This is a genomic window from Formosa sp. L2A11 (assembly GCF_009796865.1).
In the GTDB taxonomy this organism is placed as follows: domain Bacteria; phylum Bacteroidota; class Bacteroidia; order Flavobacteriales; family Flavobacteriaceae; genus Formosa.
The window spans coordinates 3201620-3213783 of record NZ_CP047028.1 but is presented as its reverse complement, the minus strand read 5'-3'; the positions used below and the strand labels follow the sequence as shown (position 1 = coordinate 3213783).

10 protein-coding genes and 1 riboswitch are annotated in these 12164 nt (G+C 32.4%); all 10 genes read left to right on the top strand.

What is annotated here, in order from left to right; translation table 11 throughout:
- Positions 1-280 precede the first annotated feature (280 nt).
- The 10 genes from GQR95_RS14175 to cobJ all read left to right on the top strand — a co-directional run bounded on the left by GQR95_RS14175 (position 281) and on the right by cobJ (position 12164).
- Positions 281-2404, top strand: coding sequence for an ATP-binding protein (locus tag GQR95_RS14175; protein ID WP_159023778.1), 2124 nt, complete (start codon positions 281-283; stop codon positions 2402-2404).
- A gap of 175 nt (positions 2405-2579) precedes the next feature.
- Positions 2580-4043 (top strand): cobyric acid synthase, encoded by a 1464-nt coding sequence (locus GQR95_RS14170; protein WP_199269600.1) that lies wholly within the window; start codon positions 2580-2582, stop codon positions 4041-4043.
- A complete protein-coding gene (locus GQR95_RS14165) occupies positions 4037-5044 on the top strand; it encodes a histidinol-phosphate transaminase (protein WP_159023777.1) in 1008 nt (335 codons plus the stop codon). The genes GQR95_RS14170 and GQR95_RS14165 overlap by 7 nt, the downstream gene beginning before the upstream one ends.
- Complete coding sequence (gene cbiB, locus GQR95_RS14160) at positions 5035-5976, top strand: adenosylcobinamide-phosphate synthase CbiB (protein ID WP_159023776.1); 942 nt, start codon at positions 5035-5037, stop codon at positions 5974-5976. The genes GQR95_RS14165 and cbiB overlap by 10 nt, the downstream gene beginning before the upstream one ends.
- Positions 5969-6496: an AAA family ATPase gene (locus GQR95_RS14155; RefSeq protein ID WP_159023775.1), complete on the top strand. Its 528-nt coding sequence runs from the start codon at positions 5969-5971 to the stop codon at positions 6494-6496. The genes cbiB and GQR95_RS14155 overlap by 8 nt, the downstream gene beginning before the upstream one ends.
- A 15-nt stretch (positions 6497-6511) precedes the next feature.
- Positions 6512-6710, top strand: a riboswitch (cobalamin riboswitch).
- Positions 6711-6796: 86 nt separating this feature from the next.
- Positions 6797-7603, top strand: a complete 807-nt coding sequence (locus GQR95_RS14150) for a ferredoxin (RefSeq protein WP_159023774.1) — start codon at positions 6797-6799, stop codon at positions 7601-7603.
- Positions 7600-9147, top strand: coding sequence for a uroporphyrinogen-III C-methyltransferase (gene cobA / locus GQR95_RS14145; protein ID WP_159023773.1), 1548 nt, complete (start codon positions 7600-7602; stop codon positions 9145-9147). Before GQR95_RS14150 ends, cobA begins: the two co-directional genes overlap by 4 nt.
- Positions 9148-9151: 4 nt before the next feature.
- Complete coding sequence (locus GQR95_RS14140) at positions 9152-10084, top strand: sirohydrochlorin chelatase (RefSeq protein WP_159023772.1); 933 nt, start codon at positions 9152-9154, stop codon at positions 10082-10084.
- The gene (cobI, locus tag GQR95_RS14135; RefSeq protein WP_159023771.1) at positions 10081-10791 is read left to right on the top strand and encodes a precorrin-2 C(20)-methyltransferase; all 711 of its coding nucleotides are present in this window, start codon (positions 10081-10083) and stop codon (positions 10789-10791) included. The genes GQR95_RS14140 and cobI overlap by 4 nt, the downstream gene beginning before the upstream one ends.
- Entirely contained in the window at positions 10788-12164 is a 1377-nt protein-coding gene (gene cobJ / locus GQR95_RS14130; protein ID WP_159023770.1) for a precorrin-3B C(17)-methyltransferase, read from the top strand. Before cobI ends, cobJ begins: the two co-directional genes overlap by 4 nt.

The window sequence follows — 12164 nt, the reverse complement described above, 5'->3', positions numbered from 1 at the left end:
ATTAAAGATATTTAAACGAATATCTATTTATAGTTTATAATGTATGTTTAACCCTTAATTAAAAGGGTTTCTGTATTTTATTATTGTATAATTTTAGAGGTAAATAATGTGAGCCTAAAATTAGTTTTGGTAGATGAATAATTTATAATATTGCAGAGAATTAATTACTTATAAGTTGTATTTATAATAGAAGCTAATCTACTTTCAAAAAAAATAAAACACATATAATATTTATTTTTGGATTAATATTTTGAACTTATTAAAAATAAAGCACTTATTAATGAAAGCAGTTTTTGAGAAAATTATTAAAAAGTGGCATGACGTAGACCATAATAAAAACGCTTATAACGAAAAGCAACTTACAAATTTATTATATAAACATCATTTGGATCTCGAACTTGTAACGCAAGCGCTTGAAGAATACAACGTGTATTTTAACAGAGTAAGACGCTATCTTTATCTTCCAAAATGGGACAAAGTTATGCGCGATTTTCCGTTATGGTTTGGTGTAATAGAAACTCAAAATCAAGAAATAGCCAAGGCTTTTATAGATGAAGAATATGCTATAGAAGATGATAATGCTAAATTATGGATTATTGCAAAGGTTAACAAACCCATTTCAAATTCTAATTACGGTTTTCTTTACGAAGCCAGAATATCGTTGCCAGACGGTGTGTCTTCTCCTAGCCAAGAAGGAGTTTCTATAAATTTATGGTGGAAAGATGTTTCGCAGTTTAATAATATTCAAGGTCTTTTTTTAGCGTATTATAGAAAAACATCTTCAATAATTTTTAGAGTCTCTTACGAGTTGTCTGAAGAACATTTACAAACAAAATTTCAATTTAAACCCAAGCCATTAAACTTTTTAAAAGATGTTAAAAACAGGTTTAATGCAGCTCATTTAAAAACATCTAGTTTAACGCATCAATTATTTTATAAAAAAGACTTTTTAAAGTTTAGTACTAATAAATCAGATAGTGATTATCCGGGTTTAAACAGTTCTCAAAAACAAGCTTTTACACAAGTGTTTTCTCAAAATGTTACTTTTATTTGGGGACCGCCAGGAACAGGAAAAACCTATACACTATCAAAAATAATAACTAAAGCCTGTTGCTTAGGATTTAGAGTGCTTGCTGTGGGCATATCTAACGTGTCTATAGATGTTCTTGGTGGGGAAATTATTAATGAATTTGAGAACTATAATGAAACCTCTAAGGCGTTAATTAACGATAGAAAATTATTAAGATTTGGCTATCCTGTTTTATCAGAAATTGTGAACGATAATAGATTATATCCAGATAAAGAATTGGTAGATGCTCTTAGAAAAGAATACGGAAATGTATTGAAGCTTTTAAGAGGAAAAAACAATCTAAATTTAGAAGAAAAAGCATTACTTAGAAACCGACAAGTACTTTTAAAAAACGAAATTAAACAGAGTAATCAAAAACGAATTAGCGAATCTCAATTAGTATTTACAACAGCAGCACAATGTTTTATTGGTGATAATTTTGAAAATGAAAAATTTGATCTTGTTGTGGTAGATGAAGTTGGTATGATGCCTTTGGTACAAACATTAACCATGGCAAGTTTTACAAAAGATAAATTTGTTGTAGCAGGCGATTTTAAACAATTAGGTCCTATAAGTACTGGGAGAACACAGGCTGTTTATACGTGGTTTAATAAAGATATTTTTGATTTTTTTAAAGATGTAGACAATTATGAAGATCGTTTAAGAGTCATGTTAACGGAGCAAAGACGCATGCATCCAGAAATTTGTGAATTTGTAAATAACCGATTTTATAACGGAAAATTAACCACGCAGTATACGCAAGAATATAAACATATAAATGTTTTTAATAATACATTGAGTTCGCCTTATTGTTTTATTCCTATAGATTCTAAAAGCGGATCTAGAGTTAAATCTACCGAAGGTAAATCGAGAGTGAATGTTAAAACAGCTGTAATAATTACCAATTTAGTCGAGGATATACTTATTAATAATGCAAATATAAATATAGGAGTAATAACACCTTACAACGGTCAGGTTAGGTGTATTAAGAATTATATATTCAATAAAAAATTATCTAACGAAAACCTAGATCGTGTAAAAGTAGGTACAGTACATGCTTTTCAAGGTTCTGGTTTCGACATGATTATTTACGACCTTGTAGATAATAGCGAAAAAAATATAGGACGACTTTATAAAGGTATTCAAGGAGAACGCTTGCTTAATGTAGGCTTATCTAGAGCAAAACATAAATTGATAATTGTAGGTGATCCTAAAATATTTTCTATGACAGATGAATTACAAGAAGTCTCTAAAAAATTAAGATCTTTTATGGTCGATTTACGTATGTCTAAAAATCAGCTTTCTCTAGAGAATTTAGAATATGTTTTAGTCTAAAAATAAAGATAAATTAGTTGAGGTTATTAGCGAATACTAAATAAATATTACAAGATCTTTATCGGTAATCAAATATTAAAAACTGTAAACGCGTATTTACAGTAAACTTTATCTTCAACCCGATATTAAAGTGTAAATTATTCGATATTTTTGTTTGGAATAGAAACAAATGTAAATGCAAAACCTACAACCTATAATGTTAGTTGGTACAGGTTCCGATGTTGGTAAAAGCTGGATAACCACAGGAATTTGCAGATGGCTTAGGCAAAAAGGGTATAATCCAGCGCCGTTTAAAGCACAAAACATGTCTTTAAATAGTTTTTCTACACCCGATAATTTAGAGATTGGTAGAGCGCAAGCGGTACAAGCAGAAGCTTGTGGTATTCCTCCAACCGTAGAAATGAATCCTATTTTATTAAAACCTTCATCTGTAAATAAATCGCAAATTGTATTACACGGAAAACCTGTTGGAGATCAAACAGCCAAAGAATATTTTTTAGGAGATAATAAAATACATCTTTTTGAAGAAGCTAAAAAAGCGTTCAAGCAATTAGCGTCAAAACACAATCCTGTTGTTATGGAAGGTGCGGGTAGTATTAGCGAACTTAATTTAAAACATCGAGATATTGTAAACATGCGTATGGCAAAAGCAGCTAATGCGTGCGTGTATTTGGTGGGCGATATTGACAAAGGTGGCATATTTGGTAGTGTTTACGGTACTATTGCTTTGTTAGAAGATTGGGAACGTAAACTGGTAAAAGGTATTATTATTAATAAATTTAGAGGAGATGCATCTTTGTTTGTTGAAGGTAGAACGAAGTTGGAAGAACTTACAGGTTTGCCTGTTTTGGGCGTTTTACCGTATGCAAAAGATATTATTATAGAAGAAGAAGATTCGGTTGCATTGAATCTTAGATCAAGAACAGCTGTCGACAATAAATTAAATATTGCTGTAGTGAAACTTCATTACATGTCTAATTATACAGATTTTCAGGCCTTAGAGCAGGAATCACTCATTAACCTATATTTTACAAGAGATAAAGAAGAACTAAATAAAGCCGATGTTATCATTATTCCTGGAACTAAAAACACCATTGAAGATTTAATTGCTTTAAAAACCGATGGTTTAGATACAATTATTAAAGCGAGATATACTCATATTCCTGTTATCGGGATTTGTGGGGGTTACCAAATGTTAGGTAAAGCTATTAAAGACCCATTTTCGGTAGAAAGTAACGTGAAGTTAGAAGCAGGTTTAGGATTGTTCGATATTGAAACCTCACTTTCTAAGAAAAAATATACTATACAGCGCAATTTTCAATATAAAAATTTTGAAGAAACGTGCGTTGGTTACGAAATACATATGGGAGAAACCAACGTACCTAAAAACAAACATTTAAACCTTGTTGAAGGTGAATATGAAGGTTTTTTTGATGGCGATAAAAGCTGGGGAACTTACCTTCATGGTGTTTTTGATAATCAGGATGTTGTTACAGAATTATTGCAGTTAAAATTCCCTGAAGCCAAAGCAAAAAATTATAGATTATTTAAAGCGGAACAATTTGATAAATTAGCAGATTGGGTAGATGAAAATTTAGACATGGAAACGATTGTAAAAAACAGCTCAGAACTATGTTAAATGGCCACGGCGATGATCTTCATTTAATTGAAGGCGAGATTAAACATAACTTCAGTTCTAATGTATATTATAAAGGTTGTCCTAAAGCACTGCTCGATGAGGTTTCAAGATGCGTAAATCAAATTCAAAGTTATCCGTCACCCACAGCAAATGAACTTAATATATTAGCTGCTAAAAAATTTCAGCTAGAAAGTGATCAGTTTTTGTTTACTAATGGAGCAACCGAAGCTTTTTATTTGATTGCTCAATTATTTTCTAATAAAAAGGCGGCCATTGTAGCGCCTACGTTTGCAGAATATGAAGATGCTTGCAAAATATTCAATTTAAAATACAAACTTATTAATGCTTCAGAATTACAAAGCACTGATGTAGATCTTGTGTTTATTTGTAATCCTAATAATCCCAATGGGAACGTGTTTTCTAAATCGGAATTAGAATCCCTTTTTGAGCAAAAACCAAATACTACATTTATTATAGACGAAGCTTATATCGAGTTTACAACACGTATAAAATCTATTGTTTCACTAACCAGTAAATATCAAAATTTAATCGTTGTGCGTTCGTTAACCAAAACGTTTACCATTCCAGGATTGCGTTTAGGTTATGTAGTTTCTCACGCGTCAAACATTGCAAAATTATTAAAATTTAAAATGCCTTGGAGCGTTAATTTATTGGCAATTAAAGGCGGCGAATTTATCTTAAAAAACTATAATACATTTCAGTTTAATGCTTCAGAATTATTAGAAGAAACAGCGGTTTTTAGAAATCAATTGTCAGCGCTAGAAGGAGTAAAAGTTTGTGATAGTAATACGTCTTATTTTTTAGTTGAATTATTACATAAAACGGCAAAAGAGGTTAAGCAATATTTAATAGAAGAACATCAAATTCTTGTTCGCGACGCTACAAATTTTAATGGGCTAGAAGGAGAATATATAAGACTTTCTACACAAAGTAAAGAAGCTAATAACGTATTAATTCAAATTTTAAAAGAATGGATTTAAACGCTATTTACATCTTAATTTTGGCTTTTACTTTCGATTTAATTTTTGGAGATCCTGTAAAGCTACCTCATCTTATTGTTTGGTATGGCAACAGTATTTCGTTTGGAGAAAAAAGGTTGAACAAAGGCCGTTATCGGTTTGTAAAAGGCGCTTTATTAGTAATTGTATTAGTCAGTATATCTTTTGTTGTGCCATATTTAATAATTAGATATTTAAATGTATCAGGATTTCAAATTTTGACTATTCTGTTTTCAACGTTGATGTTGTTTTACTGTCTGGCAAATAAAACATTAGTAAAAGAAGGTTTTGCTGTTTTTAATACTTTAAAAAATGAAGGGTTAGATGTTGGGCGAAAGCGTTTATCTTGGATTGTAGGTCGGGAAACCAATAATTTAAGTGCACAACAAATTAGAGTTGCTACTTTTGAAACCATGTCAGAAAATTTAAGCGATGGTGTTATTGCGCCGCTCTTTTATTTTTTAATTTTAGGAGTTCCTGGAGCTATGGCCTATAAAATGATAAACACCTTCGATTCCATGATTGGGTATAAAAACGATCGCTATATATGGTTTGGGAAATTTGCTGCAAAGTTAGACGACGTTGTTAATTATATTCCAGCTAGAATTACAGCACTCTTAATGCTAATGGTTCAGTTTAAATTAAGCGGACTTTCTTTTGTTTTTAAAGAAGGAGGTAAGCATAGTAGTCCTAATGCAGGATATCCAGAATCGGCTTTGGCTTATATTTTAAATTGCAGATTTGGCGGTCCTAATTATTATCATGGTAAATTGGTAGAAAAACCTTTTATAGGAAGCAATAACCGCGATATTAAACATGAAGAAATTAAAACGGTGAGCCGTATAAATTATAAAGTGAGTGCGCTATTTTGTGTCATAATTATTGGATTGTTATTCTTGTTTCAATATGCGTAGCCTTCAAAAAAAATATATTATTACAGGAGCGCCTGGTACCGGGAAGACGACGACTATAAATCTTCTAAAAAACACTATTTCTTGTATGGATGAAGTATCTAGAAAGGTTATTCTAGATGAACAAAAAAACAATAGTAATGGTGTGCCTTGGGAAGATATTAATCGTTTCTCCGATTTGGTATTCAATGTCACGAGTAAAGAATTATTAATTAGCGATGCTTTAGTTTGCGACAGATCGCTATTAGATTTAGAAGCGTACTTAGCTCTAGAAAATAAAACGATTCCCCATTATCTGCAGCGATTCCCTTATCAAGACACGTATCATAAAACTGTTTTTTTTGCTCCAACTTGGTTTGATATTTACTGCCAAGACGGACAAAGATTACAGGAGTTTGATTATTGTTTAAAGTTAGAAAAAGTACTTTTAGAACAGTACAAAAATAAAGGGTTTACTATTGTTATTTTACCCAAATATTCTGCTGAAAAAAGAACGAAACTGATATTGGAATACATCCTTTAATTCAGAAAAATTCGATATATTTGTAATGCTTTTGGTTTCAAATCCTTTTATTTAAAAGGATAGAATTAAAAGGGAATTTGGTGAGAATCCAAGACTGTTCCCGCAGCTGTAAACTCTAAAAAGTTTTTAACAACTAAAGCCACTGTTCTAAAGAACGGGAAGGCGGTTAAAAATAGAGTGAGTCAGAAGACCTGCCTAAAGAAAAAACATAATTTAAACTTTCGGGATAAAAGTTGAAGTGTTTGATGGTCTTACTTTTTAGACTTTCTTCTCTGCTTTTCCCATAATTATAAATAATAGATGGGGAAAAATATAGCCAATACTACGCATACTTTTTTCTTTTGTGACGGCGGTTCTTGTCAAAAAGCCGGTAGCGAAAAAGTTGTAAGAGAAGCTCGAGCTTATTTACGTAATAATGAACATTGGAATAATACGCACACTATTAAAACCAGGTGTAACGGAAGATGTGAAGATGCACCAACCTGTATTGTGCATCCTGGAGAGTTTTGGTACAAAGAACTTACTCCAGAAAAAATTACTCATATTGTTAAAGGACACATAAATAATGATTGTCCGTTAGAAACGGAATTATTGTTTAAAGAAGGTTGGGACGCACAGGTTTCTAGTAAGGAAATTGCACCAATAAAACCGAAACCTTTTATGTTTAAAACAGATGAGGAATTAGGAGATTGCCTTATTACTCGTGGTTTTAGTTCCGATCAATATTTATACCCATTATTTTTATATCTGTTAGAACACCCAAAAGGGGTGACGCTTTCTGTGACTAGTGAAAAACCAATTCCGTTTAAAGACGTTACTGCTGTAAACTATACAAAAGCATTTACGCTTGAGTTGGAAACCAAAATAGGTTGTATGGCGTTAATTATTGCAGCTGTTCCAAAAGAGAAAGAAGAATTATTACAATCAAAAATTTCTATAACAGAATATTTTTATCAAAAAGAAACGGAGCAAGTAGGTATTCGCTTTAAAAATAAATTCGGGGAAACTTTAGGGAATATTGAATTTGATTCTATCCATAATGAAGCCTGGAAATATTGTACAAAAATTCAGCTTCAAAATCTAACTTTAGATCTCGCACAGTTATGAACAAGCATATAGCTGTTTTAGGATTAGGTTGGTTGGGTTTACCATTAGCATTGCAACTGCAAAAAAGTGGGTATTCAATTAGTGGCAGTACTTCAGCTTTAGATAACTTGAAATCGTTAAGCCAATATGCATTTCAAACATCTAGAATAAAAATAGAACAAGATAATATTATCGGAGATTGGGATGCTTTTATACATGAAGCCTCAACACTTATTATCAACTTTCCACCAAAGCGTATTGATAATATAGAAACTATTCATCCGCTTCAAATAGCACAAATTATAAAGCATACGCCTAAAACTACAAAAGTTGTTTTTGTGAGTTCAACGTCTGTATATCAAAACATAAACGCAAGTATAGATGAAACGGTTACTTGTGAGCCAGAAAAAGCATCTGGTATGGCCTTAATAGAAGCGGAACAGTTGCTAAAAGATCATTTTGGCAGTCAGAATGTCGCTATTTTACGTTTAGCGGGTTTAATTGGTCCGAAACGGCATCCTGGTCGATTCCTTGCTCATAAAAAACAATTAAAAAATCCGAATGTACCTGTAAATCTAATTCATCAAAAAGATGCCATTGGTTTAATAGAAGCTATTTTAGAACAAGATTGTTTTGGTGAAACAATAAATGGATGTGCAGATATTCACCCAAAACGTAAAGACTTTTATAAAAACGCAGCTATTCAATTAAATTTGGAAGTTCCTGTTTTTGAAACTTCAACAGCAGAGCGTTTTAAAATTATAGATAACTCAAAATCTAAAAAACTACTAAATTTTGAATATCAATTTGCAAATCCAGAATCCATTTTTTCAAAAGATAAATTACCCGAAATACATATTGTAGGTGCTGGTCCTGGTAATAAAAACCTGCTAACCTTAAAAGCATTTAATGCAATTAATAATGCGGACGTTATTTTACACGATAATTTAATTTCCGATGAAATAATGGCCATTAATACCAATGCAGAACACATTTATGTAGGGAGAAAATTTGGAGATAAAGAGAATCCGCAAGCGCGCCAAAATAAAATAAACGAATTATTAAAATCGCATTGTGAAATGGGCGATAATGTGGTGCGTTTAAAATCTGGAGATCCTTATGTTTATGGTCGTGCTGCCGAAGAGGTTCGGTTTTTAAAAGCACACAAATTGCCTTTTACGGTGGTTCCAGGAATTTCTGCAGCATTAGCCGCAGCCAGTTTAGCAAATATTCCTATTACAGAACGTGGGCATTCTAATGCTATTTTAATTTGTACAGCACACACCGCAGATTATTCTACATCGCAACTTAATGGTATTGCCGAAATGCTTAATGCGGGCAATACATTGGCGCTTTATATGGGCTTAAAAAGTTTAGATAAAATTATTCCGAAGCTTATAGAAGTTAGTGGAAATCCAGATATTCCAATTAATGCTATTTCTAATGTTTCTAGAGAGAATGAGGTTTTATTTTCTTCAACATTAGGACATATAGAAAACGATATAAAAAAACAAGAGCTACAAATGCCTGTAGTCTTTTTAATAGGTGCAAAACCAATCGATTAATACAATGAAAAAAGGAATTTTACTTTGCGGGCATGGTAGTAGAACCAAAACAGGGACTGATGCTTTTAAAGAATTAGTTGCTAAGTTACAAGCACGCTACACAGAATACGAAGTAGATTATGGTTTTTTAGAATTTAACCATCCCGTTTATGAGGCTTCTATAGAGCGTATGTACCAGAAAGGGATTCGTGAAATTTATGCCTTACCAATTATTCTTTTTGCAGGTGCACACGCAAAAAATGATATTCCGTATGAAATGAATACCATACAGGGCTATTATAAAGATCTAACCATAAAAATGGGAAAACATCTTGGTGTAAATTCCTTTTTATTAGAATTAGCACAGAAAAGAATTTTAGAAGAAGAAAGTAAACATGCACCAATAGATAGAAAAGACGTGTGTTTAATGGTTGTAGGAAGAGGGACAACAGATACAGATGCAAATTCCGATGTGCATAAATTAGCATGTATGTTGGGTGAAGGTATGGGGTTTGGTTTTACAACCGTTTCATACAGTGGTACAGCTTATCCTAATGTTTCTAAGAGTTTAGAATTAACAAGTAAAATGGAGTTTAAACGCACCATTGCGATTCCGTTTTTCTTTTTTACAGGAATTCTTTTAGAACGTATTTATAATCAAATTAAGACGTTTAGTGAAACCTCGCCACACGAATATATGTATACCAAAGCCTTTGGGAGTGACGAGTTGATTTTAAAAGCTTTTGATGAGCGTTTGGAAGAAGCTATTAATGGTACGGCAAATATGAATTGCCAATTGTGTAAATACAGAAAACAAATTGTTGGATTAGAGTCTGAAGTCGGAAAAGAACAAATAGGACATCATTTATCTGTAAAAGGTGTTTTGTTTGAAGAAGATGAAAAAGTTGGACAAAAAAGCAGTGTGTTTACTAAAATTAAAAAAGGTTTAGGAATATGATAACAGGAAAAATTCACGGTGTTTCATTAGGTCCTGGAGATGCCGATCTCATTACATTAAAAGGATTAAAAACGTTACAAAACGCCGATAAAATATATTATCCAGGGTCATTATTTAAAGATGGCGTAAAATCTAGTTATTCGTTATCTATTTTAAATCAGTACAATTTAGATTCAGAAAAACTACAAGGATTTTATTTGAAAATGGATTTAGAACGCGTAGATGCCAAACTAATTTACGAAACCACATTCCAGCAAATATTAGCCGACTATAATAAAGGGTTATCCATTGCTATTGTTAGTGAAGGCGATATTAGCACGTTTAGCTCATTTTCGTATTTATTAGAAAAAATACAAGCACATAACTTAGCTATAGATTTAATTCCAGGGATTAGCTCATACTTGCATTTGGCATCAGAAAGTAAAATGCCGTTATGCTTACAAAACGAAAAAGTAGTTGTTATTCCTCGTATTCAAACAAAGGAAGAATTACAAGAAGCTATCGATAATTTCGACACCGTTGTATTGATGAAAATCATTTCGGTTGTAGATCTTATTTCTTCAGTAATAGACCATACAAAACATAATATAACCTACGCCGAACGTTTAGGAACCGATAAACAATTTATCACGAACAGTTGGGCAACGGCAAACCAAAGAGAAACGCCTTATTTTTCTCTGATCATTATTAAAAAAATTAACCAATGAAAATAACTGTAGCAGGCTTAGGTCCTGGAGATATTAATTATATGTTACCCGTAGTTAAACATGCTTTACAAAAAGCAGATGTAGTTATTGGTTACGACTATTATTTTCAATTTGGAGCATCTCTTTTTAAAGCAGATGCAGAACTTATTTCTATGCCTTTAGGTAAGGAAGAAGCAAGAGCACATAAAGCGATTGAAAAGGCTAAAGAAGATAAATATGTTGTGGTTATAGGCTCTGGAGATGCTAGTATTTATGCCATGGCAGCTATTGTTTACGAAGTGGTTTCTAAAGAAAATCATACTGATATTGAATTAGAAACACTACCAGGAGTTTCTGCGTTTTTGGCTGCAGGAAGTAAATTAGGAGCACCTTTAGGTCACGATTTTTGTTGTATTTCCTTATCGGATTTAATGACACCTTGGAAAAAAATTGAGCAACGTATTAAAGCGGCTGCAATGGGAGATTTTGTAACGAGTTTATACAATCCGAAAAGTCAGAAGAGACATTGGCAATTGGGGAGATTGCAAAAAATATTCTTATCAGAACGCTCTCCTGATACGCCTGTTGCGATTATAAGACACGTAACACGCCCAGAAGAAGCACTTAAAATTACCACTTTAGGCGAATTTAACCCTGAAGATGTAGATATGTTTTGTTTGGTGATGATTGGTAATTCACAAACCTATCGTTTTAAAGACTATTTAATAACGCCTAGAGGTTACCTTAACAGAAAACCACATACAGGTAAAGAAATTCAGCAAGAAAGTTTTAGAATTGTTACCGAACATATTACCGATTTACCGTTTTCTATTGCCGATAAATGGGCAATGACGCGAGTGATTCACACTACAGGGATTTTAGAAGATTTTAATCATTATTCGGCAACACCAAAAGCGATTGAAAACTGGCATCATCATCTTAAAAACGGAGGCGAAATTGTTACCGATGTTACGATGGTAAAAGCAGGAATTACAAAAGCTTTCACTGCTGAATACGGAAATCAAATTCATTGTTTATTAAATGATGAAGATGCTCAAGAGTTAGCGGAATCAGAAAATATAACACGTAGTCAAGCAGGTATTAGAAAAGCGATTGAAAAGTATCCGAATGCGTTATATGTCGTCGGTAATGCGCCTACTGCTTTATTCGAAATTGTAGAGCAATTAAGAGATAACGCTTCGTTTAAACCTGTTGGAATTGTTGGTGTACCTGTTGGTTTTGTAAATGTATTAGAATCTAAAGAACAATTATCGCAAATTAAAAATACCGATTGGGTAATTATAGAAGGAAACAGAGGTGGTAGTAATGTTGCTGCTGCTATTGTAAATGCTGCTTTTACCTTACCGGAAGCTTCAACATATTTTAAATCTTAA